The 21854-nt window shown below is 65.2% G+C and carries 11 protein-coding genes; 3 read left to right on the top strand and 8 right to left on the bottom strand.

Features of this window, described 5'->3' with window-relative positions; all coding sequences use genetic code 11:
- The first annotated feature begins 14 nt into the window (after positions 1–14).
- The 3 genes from B2790_RS22620 to glgB all read left to right on the top strand — a co-directional run bounded on the left by B2790_RS22620 (position 15) and on the right by glgB (position 7733).
- Positions 15–2033, top strand: coding sequence for an alpha-1,4-glucan--maltose-1-phosphate maltosyltransferase (locus tag B2790_RS22620; protein ID WP_286919820.1), 2019 nt, complete (start codon positions 15–17; stop codon positions 2031–2033).
- Positions 2034–2204: 171 nt separating this feature from the next.
- Positions 2205–5522 (top strand): maltose alpha-D-glucosyltransferase, encoded by a 3318-nt coding sequence (treS, locus tag B2790_RS22615; RefSeq protein WP_274078700.1) that lies wholly within the window; start codon positions 2205–2207, stop codon positions 5520–5522.
- Positions 5523–7733, top strand: a complete 2211-nt coding sequence (gene glgB / locus B2790_RS22610; protein ID WP_286919819.1) for a 1,4-alpha-glucan branching protein GlgB — start codon at positions 5523–5525, stop codon at positions 7731–7733.
- Between the two features lie 59 nt (positions 7734–7792).
- On the opposite strand, the gene B2790_RS22605 is transcribed toward glgB, so the two are convergent.
- The 8 genes from B2790_RS22605 to treZ form a co-directional block, all read right to left on the bottom strand.
- The gene (locus tag B2790_RS22605) at positions 7793–10177 is read right to left on the bottom strand and encodes a M60 family metallopeptidase (protein WP_286919817.1); all 2385 of its coding nucleotides are present in this window, start codon (positions 10175–10177) and stop codon (positions 7793–7795) included.
- A gap of 163 nt (positions 10178–10340) precedes the next feature.
- Positions 10341–11417, bottom strand: coding sequence for an autotransporter domain-containing protein (locus B2790_RS22600; protein ID WP_085692357.1), 1077 nt, complete (start codon positions 11415–11417; stop codon positions 10341–10343).
- 300 nt (positions 11418–11717) lie between these two features.
- Complete coding sequence (locus B2790_RS22595; protein WP_286919816.1) at positions 11718–12527, bottom strand: endonuclease/exonuclease/phosphatase family protein; 810 nt, start codon at positions 12525–12527, stop codon at positions 11718–11720.
- Between the two features lie 183 nt (positions 12528–12710).
- Positions 12711–14864 (bottom strand): glycogen debranching protein GlgX, encoded by a 2154-nt coding sequence (glgX, locus tag B2790_RS22590; RefSeq protein ID WP_025339814.1) that lies wholly within the window; start codon positions 14862–14864, stop codon positions 12711–12713.
- A gap of 141 nt (positions 14865–15005) precedes the next feature.
- Positions 15006–15254, bottom strand: a complete 249-nt coding sequence (locus B2790_RS22585; RefSeq protein WP_025339813.1) for a DUF2934 domain-containing protein — start codon at positions 15252–15254, stop codon at positions 15006–15008.
- Positions 15255–15268: 14 nt separating this feature from the next.
- A complete protein-coding gene (locus B2790_RS22580; protein WP_286919815.1) occupies positions 15269–18043 on the bottom strand; it encodes a malto-oligosyltrehalose synthase in 2775 nt (924 codons plus the stop codon).
- Positions 18040–20109, bottom strand: coding sequence for a 4-alpha-glucanotransferase (gene malQ, locus B2790_RS22575; protein WP_286919813.1), 2070 nt, complete (start codon positions 20107–20109; stop codon positions 18040–18042). Before malQ ends, B2790_RS22580 begins: the two co-directional genes overlap by 4 nt.
- Entirely contained in the window at positions 20106–21848 is a 1743-nt protein-coding gene (gene treZ, locus B2790_RS22570; RefSeq protein ID WP_286919812.1) for a malto-oligosyltrehalose trehalohydrolase, read from the bottom strand. Before treZ ends, malQ begins: the two co-directional genes overlap by 4 nt.
- Positions 21849–21854: the final 6 nt, after the last annotated feature.

Here is a 21854-nt window from a genome sequence, read left to right as displayed (position 1 = left end):
GGGAGCAAGGTCCGATGTCACGAAACGAGCCCTTCGAAAGCGTGCCCATGGCCAACGATCACCCGGACCAGGCCATCAGCCTGTCCCAGGCGCTGCTGGCGCCGCGCATCGTGATCGAAGACACCCAACCCGTGCTCGAAGCCGGCACCTTCGCCGCCAAGGCCATCAGCGGCCAACCGGTGGCGGTCAGCAGCAAGGTCTACAGCGATGGCCACGACCGCCTGGCCGTGATGCTCAACTGGCGCCAGGCCCACAGCCGGCGCTGGCATTGCATACCCATGCACTCGCCGGGCAACGACCTGTGGCTGGCCGAGTTCACCCCCACCGAACTGGGCCCGCACCTGTTCAGCATCGAGGCCTGGATCGACCCGTTCGCCACCTATTGCCACGACCTGGAGAAGAAGTACCACGCCGGTGTCGAGGTTCGGCTGGAGCTGGAGGAAGGCCGATTGATGCTGGGCAAGGGCATCGAGCTGTGCAACGGTGCCCTGCGCGAGGAGCTCCAGGCCTTGCAGCAGCGCCTGCCCACACTGAATGCCGACGATCAGGTGGCGCTGTTTCTCGACCCCGCCACCGCCCGCCTGATGAGCGATGCCGAGCACCGCAGCTACCTGGTCCGCAGCCGTGAGTTCCCCGTCGATGTCGACCGCCCGGCCGCGCAGTTCGCCAGCTGGTACGAGCTGTTCCCGCGCTCGATCACCGACAGCCCCGAGCGCCACGGCACCTTCAACGATGTGCACGAGCGCCTGCCGATGATCCGCGACATGGGCTTCGACGTGCTGTACTTCCCGCCCATCCACCCCATCGGCATGCAGCACCGCAAGGGCCGCAACAACGCCCTCACGGCAGAGCCCGGCGACCCGGGCAGCCCGTATGCCATCGGCAGCGCGGAAGGCGGCCACGAGGCAATTCACCCACAACTGGGCAGCCGTGACGACTTCCGTCGTCTGGTAGCCGCAGCGGCCGAGCATGGCCTGGAAATCGCCCTCGACTTCGCCATCCAGTGCTCCCAGGACCACCCCTGGCTCAAGGAGCACCCCGGCTGGTTCAGCTGGCGACCGGACGGCACCATCCGCTATGCCGAGAACCCACCGAAGAAGTACCAGGACATCGTCAACGTCGATTTCTATGCGCCCGAGGCCGTGCCCTCGTTGTGGCTGGCCCTGCGCGACGTGGTGCTCGGCTGGGTCGAGGAGGGGGTGAAAACCTTCCGCGTCGACAACCCGCACACCAAGCCACTGCCGTTCTGGCAATGGCTGATCGCCAATGTGCGCAGCCAGCACCCCGAGGTCATCTTCCTCGCCGAAGCCTTCACCAAGCCGGCGATGATGGCCCGCCTGGGCAAGGTCGGGTACGCGCAGAGCTATACCTACTTCACCTGGCGCAACCACAAACAGGAACTGCGCGAGTACTTCGAGCAGCTCAACCAGCCGCCATGGAGCCAGTGCTACCGGCCCAACTTCTTCGTCAACACGCCCGACATCAACCCGTACTTCCTGCACACCTCCGGCCGTGCCGGCTTCCTCATCCGCGCGGCGCTGGCCACCATGGGTTCGGGGCTGTGGGGCATGTACTCGGGCTTCGAACTGTGCGAAGGCACACCGCTGCCGGGCAAGGAGGAATACCTGGATTCGGAGAAGTACGAAATCCGCCCACGCGATTTCAGCCAGCCCGGCAACATCATTGCCGAGATCGCCCAGCTCAACCGTATCCGCCGGCAAAACCGCGCCTTGCAGACCCACCTGGGCGTGGCGTTCTTCAACTGCTGGAACGACAACATCCTGTACTTCGCCAAGCGCACGCCCGAGCGCGACAACTACATCCTGGTGGCAATCAGCCTCGACCCGCACAACGCCCAGGAGGCGCATTTCGAGCTGCCGCTGTGGGAGCTGGGGCTGGATGACAACGCCGAAACCCATGGTGAAGACCTGATGAATGGCCACCGCTGGTCGTGGTACGGCAAGACCCAATGGATGCGCATCGAACCCTGGCATCTGCCGTTCGGTATCTGGCGCATCGAAAAGGCCCGTTAGTCAGGTACACGCCATCCCCTGTGGGAGCGGGTTTACCCGCGAAGCAGGCGCCGCGGAGCATGGCACCGGCTTCGCCGGTGTTCGCGGGCACGCCCGCTCCCACAGGGGTCGTGTCAAGTCAGTTGCTTGTGCATTGGGGCCAGAGCAACCAGGAATTGAAAGGAGTCGCACATGGCCAAGCGTTCCCGCCCGGCAGCCTTCATCGACGACCCGCTGTGGTACAAGGACGCCGTCATCTACCAGCTGCACATCAAGTCGTTCTTCGATTCGAACAACGACGGCATCGGCGATTTCGCCGGCCTGATCAGCAAGCTCGACTACATTGCCGAGCTGGGCGTCAACACCCTGTGGCTGCTGCCGTTCTATCCCTCGCCACGCCGCGACGACGGCTACGACATCGCCGAATACAAGGCCGTGCACCCCGACTACGGCAACCTGGCCGATGCCCGCCGCTTCATCGCCGAGGCGCACAAACGCGGCCTGCGGGTGATCACCGAGCTGGTCATCAACCACACCAGCGACCAGCATCCCTGGTTCCAGCGCGCCCGCCATGCCAAGCGCGGCAGCAAGGCACGGGACTTCTACGTGTGGTCGGATGACGACCAGAAGTACGACGGCACGCGCATCATTTTCCTCGACACCGAGAAGTCCAACTGGACCTGGGACCCGGTCGCCGGCCAGTACTTCTGGCACCGCTTCTATTCGCACCAGCCCGACCTCAACTTCGACAACCCGCAAGTGCTCAAGGCTGTGATCGGGGTGATGCGCTTCTGGCTGGACCTGGGTGTCGATGGCCTGCGCCTGGACGCCATCCCCTACCTGATCGAGCGCGACGGCACCAACAACGAGAACCTTGCCGAAACCCACGACGTGCTCAAGGCGATCCGCGCCGAAATCGACGCCAACTACCCCGACCGCATGCTGCTGGCCGAGGCCAACCAATGGCCCGAGGACACCCGCCCGTACTTTGGCGAAGGCGAGGGCGACGAATGCCACATGGCCTTCCACTTTCCGTTGATGCCGCGCATGTACATGGCCCTGGCCATGGAAGACCGCTTCCCGATCACCGACATCCTGCGCCAGACCCCGGAAATCCCCGCCAACTGCCAATGGGCGATCTTCCTGCGCAACCACGATGAGCTGACCCTGGAAATGGTCACCGACCGCGAGCGCGACTACCTGTGGAACTACTACGCCGAAGACCGCCGCGCCCGTATCAACCTGGGCATCCGCCGCCGCCTGGCGCCGTTGCTGCAGCGTGACCGGCGGCGCATCGAACTGCTCACCAGCCTGCTGCTGTCGATGCCCGGCACGCCCACCCTGTACTACGGCGACGAACTGGGCATGGGCGACAACATCTACCTGGGCGACCGCGATGGTGTGCGCACGCCCATGCAATGGTCGCCGGACCGCAACGGTGGTTTCTCCCGCGCCGACCCGCAGCGCCTGGTGCTGCCGCCGATCATGGACCCGCTGTACGGCTACCAGACCGTCAACGTCGAAGCCCAGGCCAACGACCCGCACTCGCTGCTGAACTGGACCCGGCGCATGCTGGCGGTGCGCAAGCAGCAGAAGGCCTTCGGCCGCGGCAGCCTGCGCACCCTCACGCCGAACAACCGGCGCATCCTTGCCTACTTGCGCGAGTACACCGACGCCGATGGCAACACCGAAGTCATCCTGTGCGTGGCCAATGTTTCCCGCGCCGCCCAGGCGGCTGAACTGGAATTGTCACAATACGCCGACAAAGTACCGGTGGAGATGCTCGGCGGCAGCGCCTTCCCGCCAATCGGGCAACTGCCGTTCCTGCTGACCTTGCCACCCTACGCCTTCTACTGGTTCCTGCTGGCCAGCCACGATCGCATGCCCAGCTGGCACATCCAGGCCACCGAGGGGTTACCCGAATTGACCACACTGGTATTGCGCAAACGCCTGGAAGAACTGCTGGAGGCCCCCTCCAGCGATACCCTGCAAAGCGCCATCCTGCCGCAGTACCTGCCCAAGCGGCGCTGGTTCGCCGGCAAGGAAGGGCCGATCGACCAGGTGCGCCTGTGCTACGGCGTGCGTTTCGGCACGTCGACCACACCGGTGCTGCTTAGTGAAATCGAAGTGCTCAGCGACGGTGTGGCCAACCGCTATCAACTGCCGTTCGGCCTGCTGCCCGAAGAGCAGATCAACAGCGCACTGCCGCAACAGCTGGCCCTGTCACGGGTGCGCCGTGCCCATCAGGTTGGCCTGATCACCGATGCCTTCGTCCTCGAGCCATTCATCCGCGCGGTGCTGCGTGCCTGTGAGGGCGGCATGCATCTGCCTTGTGGCAACGGCGAGGGCGAGCTGCGCTTCGAAAGCACGCAGCAGTTGGCGGGCCTGGCGTTGAACGATGAAAGCAGCGTGCGCTACCTCAGCGCCGAGCAGTCCAACAGCTCGGTGGTGATCGGCGACCAGGTGGTGCTCAAGCTGATCCGCCGGGTCAACCCGGGTGTGCACCCAGAGCTGGAAATGAGTGCCTACCTGACCGCCGCAGGCTTTGCCAACATTTCGCCGCTGCTGGCCTGGGTCAGCCGGGTGGATGAGCAGGGGGCGCCACACCTGCTGATGATCGCCCAAGGCTACCTGAGCAACCAGGGCGACGCCTGGGCCTGGACCCAGAACACCCTGGAGCGGGCCATCCGCGACCAGATGGAGCCTTCCAGCCTCGACGCCGATGCGCACACCGATGCACTGGCCGAACTCACCGGTTTTGCCGCCTTGCTCGGCCAGCGCCTGGGCGAGATGCACCTGCTGCTGGCCGCACCAACCAATGACGAGGCCTTCCAGCCGCGCCCGAGCGATGCCGACGACAGCGAACGCTGGAGTGCACAGATCAGTGCCGAACTCACCCATGCCCTCGACCTGCTGGCCCAGCACCGCGACAGCCTCGACAGCGAAAGCCAGGCGCTGGTCGACGACTTGCAGCAACAGCGCGACGGCCTGGCCCAGCACATCGCCAACCTGACCCGCCAGGCCCAGGGCGGCCTGCTGATGCGCGTGCACGGCGACCTGCACCTGGGCCAGGTGCTGGTGGTGCAGGGCGACGCCTACCTCATCGATTTCGAAGGTGAACCGGCCCGGCCGCTGCAAGAGCGTCGGGCAAAACACAGCCCGTACAAAGATGTCAGCGGCGTGCTGCGATCCTTCGACTATGCTGCTGCCATGATCTTGCGCAGCGCGTCTGCGGTCGACCTTTCCGACCCGGCGCGCCAAGCCCGGCAACGGGTTGCCAGGCAGTACCTGCACCAATCGCGGCATGCCTTTGTCGAAGCCTATGGCCTGGCCACCGCGGCCATGCCTCACGCCTGGCAACAGGCCGAGGGCGAGCGCGCCGCACTGGAGCTGTTCTGCCTGGAAAAAGCTGCCTACGAAATCACATACGAAGCCGAGAACCGTCCGAGCTGGCTGGCCGTGCCTTTGCATGGCCTGCATGGACTGATCAGTACCTGGGGAGAGTCATAGATGAATGCAACCACGCGTGAAAACGGCGGCCTTCGGCAACGGGACCTCGACGCCCTGGCCCGCGCCGAGCACGCCGATCCATTTGCGGTACTCGGCCCCCATGGCGACGGCGCGGGCGGGCAGGTGGTCCGCGCCTTCCTGCCCACTGCCCTGAATGTGCGCATCCTGGCCCGGCATGACGGGCGCGTCCTCGCCGAAATGGAGCAGGGCAGCCTGCCGGGGCTGTTCACCGCGCACCTCGATGAGGCACACCCGTACCTGCTGCAGATCGGCTGGGCCGGTGGCGAGCAGATTACCGAAGACCCCTACAGCTTCGGCCCGCAACTGGGCGACATGGACCTGTACCTGTTTGCCGAAGGCAACCACCGCGACCTGTCCGGGCGCTTCGGCGCCCAGCCTATCCAGGTCGATGGTGTCGACGGCGTGTGTTTCTCGGTGTGGGCGCCGAACGCGCGGCGGGTGTCGGTGGTGGGTGACTTCAACAACTGGGATGGCCGCCGCCACCCCATGCGCCTGCGCCACAGCGCCGGGGTGTGGGAGCTGTTCGTGCCGCGCCTGGGCGTGGGCGAAACCTACAAGTTCGAGGTGCTGGGCAAGGACGGCATACTGCCCCTGAAGGCCGACCCGCTGGCGCGTGCCACCGAACTGCCGCCAAGCACCGCCTCCAAGGTAGCGGGGGCGCTCAGCCACGACTGGCAAGACCACGACTGGATGGCGCAACGCGCGCAGCGCCATGCCTACAGCGCGCCGCTGTCGATCTACGAGCTGCACCCGGGGTCGTGGCGCTGCGAGCTGGACGAGGCGGGCGAGGTGGGGCGCTATTACAACTGGCGCGAGCTGGCCGAGCGCCTGGTGCCGTACGTTCAGGAGCTGGGCTTTACCCATATCGAACTACTGCCGATCATGGAGCACCCGTTCGGCGGCTCATGGGGCTACCAGCCGCTGTCGCTGTTCGCGCCCACCTCGCGCTACGGCAGCGCCGAGGACTTCGCCGCCTTCATTGACGCCTGCCACCAGGGCGGCATTGGCGTGCTGCTCGACTGGGTGCCAGCGCATTTCCCCACCGATGAACACGGCCTGGCGCGTTTCGACGGCACCGCCCTGTACGAATACGACAACCCCCTGGAGGGCTACCACCAGGACTGGAACACGCTGATCTACAACCTTGGCCGCAACGAAGTGCGCGGCTTCATGATGGCCTCGGCGCTGCACTGGCTGAAGCACTTCCACATCGATGGCCTGCGTGTCGATGCAGTGGCCTCGATGCTGTACCGCGACTATTCGCGCAAGGCCGGCGAATGGGTGCCCAACCGCCACGGCGGGCGCGAGAACCTGGAGGCCATCGACTTCATCCGCCACCTCAACGGCGTGGCGGCCCATGAGGCCCCGGGCGCGCTGATCATCGCCGAGGAGTCCACCGCCTGGCCCGGCGTCAGCCAGCCGACCCAACAGGGCGGCCTGGGCTTTGCCTACAAGTGGAACATGGGCTGGATGCACGACACCTTGCATTACATCCAGAACGACCCGGTGCACCGCACCTATCACCACAATGAGATGAGCTTCGGGCTGATCTATGCCTATTCCGAGCACTTCATCCTGCCCATCTCCCACGACGAAGTGGTGCACGGCAAGCATTCGCTGATCGACAAGATGCCCGGCGACCGCTGGCAGAAGTTCGCCAACCTGCGTGCCTACCTCACCTTCATGTGGGCGCATCCGGGCAAGAAGCTGCTGTTCATGGGCTGCGAATTCGGCCAGTGGCGCGAGTGGGACCACGATGGCGAGCTGGACTGGTACCTGCTGCAGTACCCTGAGCACCAGGGCGTACAGCGCCTGGTCGGCGACCTCAACCGCCTGTACCGCGAGGTGCCGGCGTTGCATGAGCAGGATTGCCAGCCACAGGGGTTCCAGTGGCTGATTGGTGACGATGCGCAGAACAGCGTGTATGCCTGGCTGCGCTGGAGCAGCAGTGGCGAGCCGGTGCTGGTGGTGGCCAACTTCACCCCGGTGCCGCGCGAGGGGTATCGCATTGGCGTGCCGTTCGGCGAACGCTGGCAGGAGCTGTTGAACAGTGACGCAGAGCTGTATGCCGGCTCCAATGTCGGCAACCTGGGGGTGGTGGAGAGTGACCAGATAGCCAGCCATGGGCAGCCGCAGTCGCTGGCCCTGAACCTGCCGCCGCTGGGTGTGCTGGTGTTGAAACCGGCCTGAGGTTGTGGCGTCGCCCGGCAGGAGCAACAGCCTCCTGCCGGATGCGATGGCGCTGGGGTTCACTCACGCAGTTTGGTTGTGAATCGTTCCTTGAAAGACCGTCCTTTGTATTCCATCCGCACCTCGAAGGTTTCTCGGCCATCGGACATGTGGTGGTCTTCAAGGTGATCATTCTCGAACTTGCCATCACCACCGACATGCGCCACTCCTGGCCACGAACCACCGGCAGCGAACACCTCGATATTGGCGCCTGGCGGGGTAGCTTGCCCGCTCAGACGGATCTTGCCGTTCGCTTGTCGCTGCGCGACAAGCTCCGTCACCGTTGGGTATTCGACCACCTGGAACGTCTTGAGGGTATCGGGCTTGCCTTCGATCCGGGCCTTGAGCAGATGCTCGCCGTCCTCCAGATACTCAGCTGTCAAATGGTCGTTGACGAACTGCAGGTGCTGGTCGACCGTGGCAATCAAGGGGAGGTTTCCGGGCCGGTCCAGAACCTGAATATGTTTCCCTTGCGGGCTGGCGTGGCCATCGACGAACAACAGGTCGTGCGGCAGGTCGTGCGATGGTAGCCAGAAACCCCAGAGGTCCAGGAGCTTGTCGTCATTGTTGCCGCCAAAGACAGGTATGGTGGCGAGATCCCTGCCGGGCTTTGGCAGGTTGAGCGCAGCAATGGCTGCAAGAGTGCCGGCGTCCGGGCGCAGGCCCCACCTCTTGAAATAGTCCGTCAGGTCGTACCCTGACGCTTTGCTCGCTTCGACCTGGAACAGTTTCTTCCGGCCAGCTTCGGTTCCGGGGTCGGCTTGCGCACGGACGCTCTGTTCGAGTCGGTGGTAGAACTGGTCACCCAGGCCGTCGATATTGCGCAGTTGCTCGAACATGACGAGCATGACTGCGTTTTCAGTCTTGCTGCGGTTATCGAAATCGCGGTCTGCGTCAGGCGCCGCCAGGTGCACAAGCGCCTTGTCCCAATGGCCAGGGCCCGGTTGTTCAGGCGACGTCCAGCCATTGTTGCGTAAAGCGGCCAAGGTATACACGTTGACCGTGACCTCACCGAGGCTGGGCCCATTCCATGTCCAGATCGGTGATTGGCGTAGATGGCCTAGTTCATGCCAGATTCCCCAACTGCTTCTGACAGTCGCCGGGGTGAACATTCCCGAATCGGGAAAGGGCAGCATGGCCCGATAGTCGCTGGCGGAAGGATTGATCCCCGAACGCGACTCAACGACCATGGGTCTTAGTGGGCTGGGTCTGTTGCGAGGATGCACGCTATCCAGCCCAGAGATAGCATCCTGGCCTTTTCTGATACCTTGCTCATAGATATCCAGCAGCACTTGCCCGTCCGGGTTGGCCTGCCTGGCACTTTGCAGCGAACCCACGACCAGAACGTGCTGGCTCGACAGCAAGGCATAGGGGATGGCCGAGTTGGCAAGCATGAACTGCCAGTCAGCTTGCTGGGTCGAGTTGGCGATGAAATAGGGTATCGGTTGCGCTGCCGCGCCAAGCCTGACCTGGATGTCTGGAGCCTTCTGGTCGATCGAATCGGTAACGTGGCGCACCCAAATCAACCCGCCGCGCACCGAAAACACGGTATTGGCCCCTTCCTTCAACGTAAAGCGCGACGGCATGGGTTCATTTTGCTCGGTCTTCCACGGATGGACCAGTGATGCGGTGCCGACCATCAACTCGGTTTTCGCGTTGCCTGTCGTTCCGTTTACATCGATGGTCAGGTCAGTGAGGGGCGTCACGTAAAACCCTGTGGGCTGCCAGTCCGCCCAGAGCATGTTCTGTTTCAGACGGTTATGCTCGGAGGTGTCCGTGGGCAGCGCCGAAACAGTAAAGTTGCGGGGTTGCGGATACCTTTCGGGCATTGTCTGGGTGTAAGAAGGATTACGCGGCAATACCGCCGGTGACCACAGGGCAGTCCGCGCAGCTGTCGGGGTGCAGGTTGCTAGCACGACCTTGCTGCCCTGATAGTCCAGGCAACGCTCCTCGCTGCTGTAACTGTTCTGCAAACGTACGTGCCCGGCAGCGCCATCCCTGAGGAGCCACAGTGATTCAGCCCTGGAGACATCACACGGCCCCATTCGGGCTTGCCAACCCACATTGATCAGGCACTGCTCGGCACCTTCGGCAGTCTTCTGGCCATTGACCAGCAAGATGGCTTCATCATGCTGGCGCGTAGACCAGCTGGCGGATAAGTCGCCGTTCGTGCAATTGCCCATTTCAAGTTCAGTCCCGTCACGTGTCGAGCGCAGGCAGTTGGCGGGGTTACCCTCATCTGCCAGGTACTTGTTCTTGATGAAAGGCGCATCGTGCGGTGTCGCTTTGGCGTAGGCGTGGGTAGCGCAAAACGGCAGACATAGCACTGCCATGCCTGCCGCAAGCAATGACATTAGAGCTGCTCGGTTTCGGCAAGTGCCGCCGATGGCTGATACGATGGACATACCTGTTTCCCTGTCATGGACATGGCCTGCCACCGTTCACGTTCGAGCGGCCTGTGCAAGCCTTGCTCATGATCTTGCGTGTTGCTGCAAAACCGGCACAACTGACAGAATTAACAGGTAGTCATCGTTCAAGCGGGCAGCCTGCTGCGCTCGACTGCGCCGCCTACCACCGCATCCGCACCCCAAGGCTGCCAATCAACCCGTTCAGATCATTGTCGTCGACGTCACTGCTGTAATCGGCACTGACAAACAGCGCTACCGAGGGCGTCACCCGCGCCACCAGCCCCAACCCCAGTTCCACCGTGGTCGAGTAGCGCGAGCTGGAGATCTTGTCGACCTGGTCCAGCTTCACCTCATCGGCATTGCTGAAGTCATACCACACGTTGGTCCGCACATAGGGTTCGATCGGCATGCCGCGTACTTCATAACGCCCGGACAGCCTGGCGCCGACCCGGCCGCTCCAGCTCGGCTGGCTGTCGAAGGCCTGCAAGGTCTCTTCCTGCGCCCGGCTGCCGGGGAAGAACTGCTGGTTGATCAACTGCGCCTGCGGTTCGATCACCCAGCCGCCACCCAGGCCGATGGGGATGCCGCCTTCCAGCGAGAAGGTCATCGCGTGGCCGCTGTCGTCCAGTCGCTGGCCGTTCTCGCCACGGCCATTGACGTCGATGCGCGAACCCATGGCCACGGCATCCAGGTGCCAGCCCTGTTCATGGGTCATGCTCCAGTAAACCCCCAGGCTTTCACCGCTGAGGTTCACGGCGTTGCGTTGCTTGTCGCCCAACAGCCGGCGCATGCCGTTGAAGCTGGTCTGCAGGTTGTTTTGCCCCACGAAGATCCCCGCGCGGTGCACATTGCCCGCTGCTGTTTCACGCACGAACAGGTCCGGGCCGATCGTCAGTTGCTGGCTGGGTGCCTCCAGCTGGTCCGGGGGCTGCGCGCCACCGCGCGTGGTGGTGGGGAAGAACTGCGCCCACTGGCTGGCGACCAGGTCCGGTGCAGCCTGCCCATGGCGCTCGCTCATCTTTTGCGAGAACGCATTCAAGGTACCGATACTCAAGCCACTGGCGCTGACCGGGTCGAGCGACAGCTGTGGTACTGCCGGTTGCTGCAGGAAACCGGGCGAGGCCGGGTCGTCCTGCAGTTCATACGCGATAGTTTCCACCGGGGTTGCCAGAAGCAGCGACGTGGAAACCGCGTAGAAAATGCTGTCGAAGCGCAAGAGGTTCGAGGTGCTTTTCATGGCGGATCTCCTTTGTTTTTGTGTTACAGCCCTAGGACCTGGCCTGTTGTCACGAGCTGTACGGCAAAAACAGTGGGCGACCCAAACCAGCACGCCAGGCTTTCGCCAGCGCGCACGAAGGCGCGAGCTAGAGGCCCGGCGCGAGATCTTTACTGCTTGATATGTTCAGCTAAGGAGAGGCCGCCGCTTGCGTCAAGAAAGTGTGAAGGAAGTGTTCAGGATCCGTGGTTTTGTTCAACGTGTTGAATCCTTTGATAAATCTGCGATGTATAGCGGGGTTCGCTATTTGTCGTGGCGTGGCTATGAAGAATGATTGCTAAGCCTGACTTCGACCGACAACGGCAGGTGGTCCGACAGGTGCGACCAAGGTTTGTGCCCCAGAATCCGAGGTCCATGGCTTTCGGCGTTGCGCAGGTAGACACGGTCAAGGCGCAACAGCGGCAGCCGCGCAGGATAGGTGCGGGCCAGATGCCCATGGTGGCGCTCGAAGGCCTCGTGCAGGTCACGCTGCAGGCCCAGGGTGCGGTTGCCGTGGGATTTCCAGTCGTTGAAATCGCCGGCGATGATCACCGGGGCCTCGACGGGCAAGGACTCGAGCAGCTTGCGCAGCAGTTGCAATTGTTTCTGGCGATGGCTTTCCAGTAACGACAGGTGCACGCAGATGGCATGCACCTGATGCTGGCCGGGCACGTCGAGGATGCAGTGCAGCAGGCCACGTCGTTCGGGGCCGGTGATCGACACGTCGAGGTTGCGATGTTCGATGATCGGGTATTTGGACAGCAGCGCGTTGCCGTGGTGGCCGTCGGGGTAGACCGCGTTGCGGCCGTAGGCGAAGTCGCTCCACATGCTGTCGGCGAGGAACTCGTACTGAGAAGTCTGCGGCCAGCCGGGGTAGCGCGCGGCGTGGCGGTCGTGGCTGCCGAGCACTTCCTGGAGGAAGACGATGTCGGCCTGGGTGCTGCGCACCGCCTCGCGCAGTTCCGGCAGGATGAAGCGCCGGTTGAAGGCGGTGAAGCCCTTGTGGGTATTCACCGTCAGCACCTGCAGCCGCTTCACGGCCGGGGCCTGGTTGACACTGGCGAAACCTTTACTGCCGGCTTCGGGGTTCACGGTTACTCCTCAATGGCGGGTGCATGGGTGTTGTATGTCCCGGCCCTATCGCCGGCAAGCCGGCTCCCACACTTAACGCACAGGCCCGTCGGCCAGCGGATTACCTGTGGGAGCTGGCTTGCCGGCGATGAGGCCAGTACAGGCAACCGATACACAATGGGACCGACGATGGTCCCCCGGGGTTCACTCCTCATCGCGCTGCAACACCATCAGCAGCAACGATCGCCCCTTCACCTCAAAGGTGCTGTCGAACTGCAGATGCTGCCCCTTGCGCAGCTCTGGCCGGTCGGTATCGACCAGGCAGCTCCAGTAATCCCCCTCGGGCACGGTCGGCAACTCGAACGGAACGATGTCATGGTGGGCATTGACGATCAGCAACACGGTGGCCTCGGCGCCTGGCCTGGCAATGCCGCTGACCTGGGCACGGCCATCGATCAGCATGCCCAGGCAACGCCCGTGCGGGTCTTCCCATTGCTCCACGCTCATCTCGTTGCCATCCGGTGCCAGCCAGGTCACGTCCTTGACGCCGATCGCCTCATTGTAGTCGCCCACCAGAAAGCGCGAGCGGCGCAGTACCGGGTAGGCCAGGCGCAGGCGGGTCAGGCGCTTGACGAAAGCCAGCAGCTCTTTGCCCTCCTGGTCCAGGTCCCAGTTCACCCAGCCGATCTCGCTGTCCTGGCAATAGGCATTGTTGTTGCCGTGCTGGGTGCGGCTGAACTCGTCACCAGCGACGATCATCGGCGTGCCCTGGGCCAGCAGCAGGGTTGCGAAATAGTTGCGCATCTGGCGCATGCGCAGGGCATTCACGGCCGGGTCGTCGGTTGGCCCCTCGACACCGCAGTTCCACGACAGGTTGTTATCGGTGCCGTCCTGGTTGTTCTCGTCGTTGTCTTCGTTGTGCTTGTGGTTGTACGACACCAGGTCGCGCAAGGTGAAACCGTCGTGGGCGGTGACGAAGTTGACCGAGGCATAGGGGCGCCGGCCACGGTTGTTGAACATGTCCCCCGACGCGGTCATGCGCGAGGCAAAGTCGGCCAGTTGGCCTTCGTCGCCTTTCCAGAAGGCGCGCACGGTGTCGCGGAAGCGGTCGTTCCACTCTGCCCAGCCCGGGGCGAAGTTGCCCACCTGGTAGCCGCCCGGGCCGCAGTCCCAGGGCTCGGCAATCAGCTTCACCTGGCTCAGCATCGGGTCCTGGCGGCAGGCGACGAGGAAACCGTGGCGTTCGCTGTAGCCGTCGTGGTAGCGGCCAAGGATGGTTGCCAGGTCGAAGCGGAAGCCGTCCACGTGCATTTCACCGGCCCAGTAGCGCAGCGAGTCGGTGACCAGCTGCAGCACGCAAGGGTGGCTCAGGTCCAGGGTGTTGCCGGTGCCGGAATCGTTGATGTAGTAACGCTTGTCGTCCGGCATCAGGCGGTAGTAGGAGGCGTTGTCGATACCGCGCATCGACAGCGTCGGGCCGCGCTCGTTGCCTTCGGCGGTGTGGTTGTAGACCACGTCGAGGATCACCTCCAGCCCGGCGTCGTGCAGGTGCGCGACCATTTCCTTGAATTCGGCGATCTTGCCGCTGGCCAGGTAGCGCGGGTGGGGGGCGAAGAAGGCGATGCTGTTGTAGCCCCAGTAGTTGTTCAGGCCCTTGTCCAGCAGGTGCTGGTCATTGACGAAGGCGTGAATCGGCAGCAGCTCGATGCTGGAAACGCCCAGCTCCTTGATGTGCTTGAGCAACTCGTCATTGGCCAGGCCGGCGAAGGTGCCGCGCAGTTCTTCCGGCACCGCCGGGTGGCGCATGCTGATGCCACGGGTGTGGGCCTCGTAGATGATCGTGCGCTCCCAGGGGATCAGCACGCGCTGGTCGCGGCCCCAGGTGAAGGCAGGGTCGATCACCTTGCACTTGGGCACGAACGGCGCGCTGTCGCGCTCGTCGAACGACAGGTCGCCGTCGGGGTGGCCGATGGTGTAGCCGAACAGTGCTTCGGACCATTGCAGGCTGCCGACCAGTTGCTTGGCATACGGGTCGATCAGCAGTTTGTTGGGGTTGAAGCGGTGGCCGTTCTCCGGCTCGTACGGGCCGTGCACGCGGTAGCCGTAGACCAGCCCTGGGTGCGCGTCGGGCAGGTAGCCGTGGTAGATCTCGTCGGTGTATTCGGGTAGCTCGATGCGTTCGATTTCGTGCTCGCCGGTGGAGTCGAACAGGCACAGCTCGACCTTGGTGGCGTTGGCCGAGAACAGGGCAAAGTTGACCCCAAGGCCATCCCAGGTGGCGCCGAGGGGGAAGGGCAGGCCTTCGCGGATACGCGACGGGGCGACGGAGCGGGTTTTCTTCGGGGTGCGGGGGCTCATGGCGGTCCTCTAGTGGCCGTGGTGGAGGGAGCTATGCAGTCCTGCACCGGCCTCTTCGCGGGCTTGCCCGCTCCCACAGGTACGGGGCCAGACTCAGGCCTGGGTGGGAGCGGGCAAGCCCGCGAAGAGGCCGGTACAGGCTCAACCGGCAGCCGGCTTTTTCACCGCCCGGGGTTTCTTCACAGCCACGGCCTTCTCAACCGGTTCAGCGGCTACCTTAGGCTTGGCCGGCGCCCGCTTGCGCGGCGCCGCCTTGGGTGCCAGCGCCTCGGCTTCGGCCAGCTTGCGCGCCATGTCCCAATGGCGTTCTTCCTGGCCGGCGGGCTTACCCTCAGATTCCCAGATCTGGTAGGCAAATTCGCGGATACGCTTTTCATCAACACTCATCATGACGCTCCTGATGCTCAAGATTGTTGTATCAGCAGGTTGACCGGAAACTCCGCCAGCACGGCGCTCAACATCAGCTCCTTGGAAGAGCTGACCGCAGCACTGGGGAAAAGTCCCGTCGAGTTGGCAGGCGACAAGGCAAACGGCAGGCTTACCCGGGTGTCGTCCCAGTTCTGTGCCGGGATCAGGGGTGTCGGTGCACCTGCCAGCAGGGTACTGGCCAGGCGTGGCGCGATGATGACGGCCCGTTCGCCTTCGCCAAGGCGGGCGAACGCCACCACCTTGTCGGCATGCCGGCCATGCACGGTCAGCGGCAGGTAGGCGCCACGGCGGAACAGCTCGGCATGGGCCTGGCGGCAGTCCAGCACCCGGGCGATCAGCGCCTGCTTGAGGCGGCCGTCGCGCCAGTGTTCCAGCAGCTCGGCTACCGGCGTTGCATCGTCCAGGGTGCGACGCCGGCAAGCGTAGTCCACGGCGCGGCGGTTATCCGGGTCGACCAGGCTGAAATCCCAGTATTCGTTGCCCTGGTACAGGTCCGGCACGCCCGGCGTGGTCATGCGCAGCAGGGCCTGGACCAGGCCGTTGAGGGCACCGGGGCAGGCCAGCAGATGGGCGGCATCGGCCAGCGATTTGCGCAGCTGCTGGTTCTCGCCGTCCAGCAGCAGGCCGTCGATGTAGCCGGCACAGGCGTTTTCATATGCTTCGTTCGGCGCGCTCCAGCTGCTGCGCAGCTTTGCCTCGCGCAGGGCCTTCTGCTGCCACTGGCGGATGCGTTCGGCGTACTGTTGCAGGGCGTTGTCATCGTGCAGGTCGAGGTCCAGCGGCCAACTGCCAAGCAAGGTCTGCAACAGCATCAGCTCGTCGCCGGGGCTGGGCGCCGGGCCGTCATCCAGTTGCGTGCGCAACGGCGTGGCCAGCTCGCGCCAGTGTTCCATGCGGCTGGCCAGCCACGGGCCGCGCTCGCTGAGCACGGCCAGGCGCGCACGGGTGTCTTCGCCGCGCTTGTGGTCATGGGTGGCGCTGGCCAGCAGGTTGTCGGGGAAGTCACGCAGGCGCCGCTGGGCCTCGTTGTGGAAGTGCTCGAGCGGGGCGCTGAAACGCTCGGCATCGAAGCCCACATCGTTGCGCGACAGCAGCCGCGCGCTGCGGTAGAACGCGGTGTCTTCCACGGCCTTGGCGGCACTGGGCGCGGTCAGTTGCTGAAAGCGCACGCAGGCGTGGCGCAGCTGCTTGCGTGCCCGGCCTGCTGGCAGGCTGCGCCAGGCTTGCCCGCCCAACCATTGTTGCAGGTGCTCAAGAAGCGGCCAGTCGGCTTCGCCCAGGTCCTGCCGGGCATTGGCCAGGGCCTGCTGGAAAAACCCTTCGTCTTCTGCCGGGCGCCCGCAGGCACTGAAGTAGGTGCGGTACACCGGGTAATGCGCCACCAGTGCCTGCAAGGCACGGCGGATCGCGCCCAGGGTCAGGTCGCGGGTCATCAGGTCGTTGCGCGCCACCTGCAACAGCGCCTGGGCCACCGACTCGCAGTCGCCGGCCAGGCTGGCATTGAGAACCAGGTGGCGGGCCTGACGCACTTCTTCGGGGAAGTCGGGGCGTTCGCTCACACTGGCCCACAGCTCGGTCAGGGCTGCTTCGCCCGCCGGGTCGTGCTGCAGCAGCGAAACCTGGTTCATGAATTCATAGCCGGTAGTGCCGTCGGTAAGCCAGTCGCGGTGCAGGTGCTCGTTGGCGCCGAGGATCTTCTCCACGTAGATCGGGAAATGCTCCAGGGCAGCGTTCAACGGCCGCCGTGCCAGCAGGCCATCGACCCGCCGGCGCAGCTTGCGGCAGTAACCGCGCGGGTCGGCCAGGCCGTCGATATGGTCGATGCGCAGGCCGTCCACCAGGCCGCGCTCGATCAGTTCGAACAGCTTGGCGTGGGTGGCCTCGAACACCACCGCGCGTTCCACCCGCAGGCCGCCCAGCTCGTTGATGTCGAAGAAGCGCCGCCAGTTGATGTCGTCGGCGGCGGTACGCCAGCTGGCCAGGCGGTAGGTCTGGCGCTCCAGCAGCAGGTGCAGGCGCTTGAAGCCATTCTCGCTACGGCTGTCGAAAGCCACCAGGGCCGATTCGAGGTCGGCGCCTTCACCTGCCAGGCGCGCCAGTTCGGCTTGCAGGGGCAGGGCGTCGGCCAGCGGCGTGGCCGATGCGTTCAACGCGGTGAAGCGTTCGGCCAAGGCCTTGAGCGCCGGCTCCGGGCTGAGGGCGAGAATCCAGCCATAGTCGACCGGGCAGATCGGGAAGCGGTGTTGGTAGTGGGCGACCTGCAGCAGCCCATGGTGCTTGTCGAACTCAAGCGGTATCTCGCCATTTTTCAGCGCCACGCCATAGTCGCTGGCGAGGAACGGCAACAGCAGCTGACCGGCCAGCAGCGGGTCGCTGGAGTGCCACTGGATGTCGAAGAATTCTGCATAGGGGCTGCGCCGGCCCCAGGCCAGCAGGCTCTGCCACCAGGGGTTGTCGGCACCGCCCACGGCCATGTGGTTGGACACCGTGTCGAGGATCAGCCCCATGCCGTGCTGGCGCAGGGCGGCGACCAGCCGTTCCAGCGCCGCTTCGCCGCCCAGCTCGGGGTTGACGCAGGTCGGGTCGACCACGTCGTAGCCGTGGCGCGACCCGGCGCGGGCCTTGAGGATGGGCGAGGCATACAGGTGGCTGATACCCAACTGGGCGAAGTACGGCACCAGCGGCACGGCGTGATCGAGAGTGAAATCACTGTGAAACTGCAGGCGCAGGGTCGAGGTCAGCGCTTTCATCGGTCACGCTCCCAGGCCTGTTCGCGAGCCTGGGCCAGGAGCTCCAGGCGCCGCGCGGCGTCTTCGTCGTCGAGCAGTTCACGTACCGGCCGGGCGAAGCGCCGGCGCCAGTTGGGGTGGCCGGCGGTGGTACCGGGCAGGTTGGGTTGCTCGTCGCAGCCCAGCAGGTCTTCCAGCGGCACCAGTACCAGCGGTGCGCGGGTGTGGCCAACGTAGCGAATGGCGGCGTCGATCAGCGCGTCGTTGTTCGGCAGCGTGCCGTAGTTGGCCTCCAGGGTGCGGCGCAGGCCATCGTGCTCCTTCTGCCGCTCGTGGCGCCAGTGCAGTTCGGTGGCAGCATCGATCAGTTGCAGGCGGTGGCTCCAGTCGATGTCGCGGTTTTCCAGCCAGCCGGCCAGCGGCGCCAGGTCGTGGGTGCCGGTGGTGGCCAGGGCGTTGTCCGGCCAGTCGAGAATCGGCTTGAAATGGCCGGGCTGGGTCTGCTCGAAGGGCAGCACACGCATGCCCAGCACGGCCTTGGCCGCCAGTTGCTCGCGCAGGCCGTCCGGCACGGTGCCCAGGTCTTCGCCGAGGATGATTGCCTGGTGGCGCACCGACTCCAGCGCCAGCAGGCGCAGCAGGTCGTCCAGCGGGTAGTTGAGGTAGGCGCCTTCGCTGGGCTTGGCCCCCTGCGGGATCAGCCACAGCCGGCGCAGGCCCATGACATGGTCGATGCGCAGGCCGCCGGCGTGGGCGAGGTTGGCCCGCAGCATTTCGATGAAAGCGCGGTAGCCGTTGCGCTTGAGGCCTTCGGGCGAGAAGGCGCAGATGCCCCAGTCCTGGCCAGCACGGTTGAGGATGTCGGGCGGTGCACCCACCTTCAGGCCTGCCAGCAGCTCGTCCTGGCGGCTCCAGGCCTGGCTGCCGGCACCGTCGGCGCCCACCGCCAGGTCAGCGATCAGCCCGACCGCCATGCCGTTGCCGCGCGCTGCTTCCTGGGCGCGTTGCAGGCCCCGTTCGGTCAGCCATTGGCAAAAGGCATGGAACTCGACCTTGGCCGGGTAGGCATTGGCGAAGGCCTCCACTTCCGGGTGGTACGGGTCGTGCCAGGCCTTGGGCCAGTGGCGCCAGTCGGCGCCCAGGCCATGCTCCACGGCCTGGGCCTGCAGCACCTCGAAGCGGCAATGGTGCTCCAGGGCCTGGCCACCGGCTTCGCGGAAGCTGTCGAAATCCTTGCGCAGCGGGTGGTCGCCCTGGCTGAAGCCCTGGTACAGGGCTTCGAGCAGGCGCAGGCGGGCGCTGGCGGCACGCGGCCAGTCAACCAGCGGGCCTTGCTCCAGGTCTTCCAGCTGTTGCTCCAGGCCGCAGGCTTCGATGGCCACGCGCACCTCCCGCTCGCCCAGCAGCGCGGCAGGGCTGGCGTAAAGGGTGTTGAGCAACAGGCGGCTGGAGGGCGAGTAGGGGCTGTAGTGCGTCTGGTCGATGGCCGACAGGGCGTGGATCGGGCTGATGGCCAAGGCATCGGCACCGCGCTCGGCGGCCGCGCGGGCCAGTTGTTCCAGGGCCAGGCAGTCGCCGTAGCCGCCATCGCCGGGGCGGCGCAAGCTGTACAGCTGCACCGCCAGGCCCCAGCAGCGCGGTGGCGGCTGCTGCACGCGGTCTTCAAGGCTGTGGCAGCGTGGCGGGGCCACGGCCACGGTGAAGCGGCGGCTGTCGATTTCCACCTGGTGGTAGCCGATGGGCAGCGCACCGGGCAGGCGGGCCTGGTCGTCAAGGCTGAGGGTGAGGGCGCTGTGGTCCTCCAGGGTGCAATGCGCGACGCTGGCGGCGCTGAAGTAGCGCGCCAGTGCCAGCGGCTGGCCGAGGTCGGCGGTCAGCAGCGGCGGCAGGTGCTCGCTGTCTTCGGCAGCGTCCACGGCGCGCAGGCTGGCGGCAATGGCGGCGTCATCGCTGGCCGGGTGGCCAAGGCCTTCAAGGATGTTGCGCAGTACCTCGTCGCTGACACGCTGGGGCCGGGCATTGGCGTCGATCCAGTCGCGGCTCAGCCCGACGCGGGTCGCCAGGCGGTGCAGGGCGGTTTCGCTCATGGGCGCTCCAGGGCAGGGGGAAGCAGGCTGACCACGCAGCTGTAGGCGGCCAGGTGGGTATCGGGGTGCCGGGTGTCGCTGCTGTCGAACAGGCGGTTGGCCGGCGCGGGCAACTCGACCTCCTGCGGGGTGGCGGCCAGGTTCAGGTCGATGCGCAGGGTGGTGCCGTTGCCCAGGCACCAGCGTGCGGTCAGGGCCTTGTCGCCGTGTACTTCGGCGCCCAGCGCGCGGCTGCCGGGCAGGTGCGGGATCACATGGAGGCGGCGCAGTTCGAGCAGGTGCTGGTACAGGCCGTGCCAGCCGGCGATCACTTCCTTGCCTTGCGGGCGGGAGGCCTCGAAGGTCTGTTCGGCATTGGGGTCGGGGATGCGCTGGCGCTGCTCGGGGTCGGCGAAGGCGGCGAAATGGGCGAACTCGCCGCGCCGGCCTTCGCGCACGGCGTCGGCCAGCTGGTCATGGAAATCGGTGAAGAACAGGAACGGCCGGCAGCTGCCATCGTCATCGCCCATGAACAGCAGCGGGATCATCGGTGCCAGCAGCAACAGCCCGGTGGCCGCCCGTAGCGCCTGCGGTGGGCACAGGCGGGTCAGGCGCTCGCCCAGGGCACGGTTGCCGACCTGGTCATGGTTCTGCAGAAACAGCACGAAGGCGCTGGGCGGCAGGTGCGCGCTGGGCTCGCCGCGGGGCGTGCCATGGCGGTTGGCCTGGCCCTGGAACACGAAACCTTCGGCAAGGCAGCGGGCCAGCTGGTCGATGGGGCGCTGCTGGTAGTCGGCGTAGTAGCCTTCGGTTTCACCGGTCAGCAGCACATGCAGGGCATTGTGGCCGTCGTCGTTCCACTGGGCGTCGAAGCCTTGCTCCAGCAGGAAGGCCTGGTTGTGCTCGTTCTCCAGTACCAGCCATACGTGGCGGCCGGGTTCCACCGCAGCACGCACCCTTTGCGCCAGCTCGACCAGGAAGTCGGGCTGGTCGATGGCGTGCACGGCATCCAGGCGCAGGCCATCAAAGCGGTAGTCGCACAACCACATCAGGGCGTTCTGGATGAAGTACTCGCGCACCTGCGGGCGACGGAAGTCGATGGCTGCGCCCCAGGGGGTCTGCCGGTCTTCGCGGAAGAACGGGCTGGCGTACTGGTGCAGGTAATTGCCGTCGGGGCCGAAATGGTTGTACACCACATCGACCAGCACCATCAGCCCGTGGCCATGTGCCTGGTCGACCAGCGCACACAGCTGCTCGGGGCTGCCATAGGTGTTTTGCGGCGCATAGGGCAGCACGCCGTCGTAACCCCAGTTGCGCTCGCCAGGGAACTGCCCCAGCGGCATCAGCTCGACGGCGCTGATGCCCAGCTCGGCCAGGCGCGGCAGTTGCCGGGCGACCCCGACGTAGCCGTCGAGCAGGCCGACATGCAGCTCCTGGATGACCGCTTCGTGCCAAGGCCGGCCTTGCCAGGGGCGCTGCCAGGCATAGCTGGCCACATCCACCACCTGGCTCGGCCCCTGCACGCCATCGGGCTGGTAGCGCGAGGCCGGGTCGGCCACCTGCAGTGCACCATCGATACGGTAGTGGTAACGGTCACCGGCCTGGCACGGGGCCACACCGGTGAACCAGCCATCATCGTCGGGCAACAGCTCGATGGCCGGCTGCTGCTCCAGTTCCACGCTCACGCTGCGCGCATCCGGGGCCCAGAGGGCGAAGCGCGCCGACGTGGCGTCCAGCAGGTGTGCGCCATGTCTGTGCATCTTCGA

Source organism: Pseudomonas sp. UBA6753 (genome assembly GCF_002453565.1).
Lineage (GTDB): Bacteria > Pseudomonadota > Gammaproteobacteria > Pseudomonadales > Pseudomonadaceae > Aquipseudomonas > Aquipseudomonas putida_Z.
Note: the sequence above shows the minus strand (reverse complement) of the source record. Positions and strands in the feature narration are given on the sequence as shown.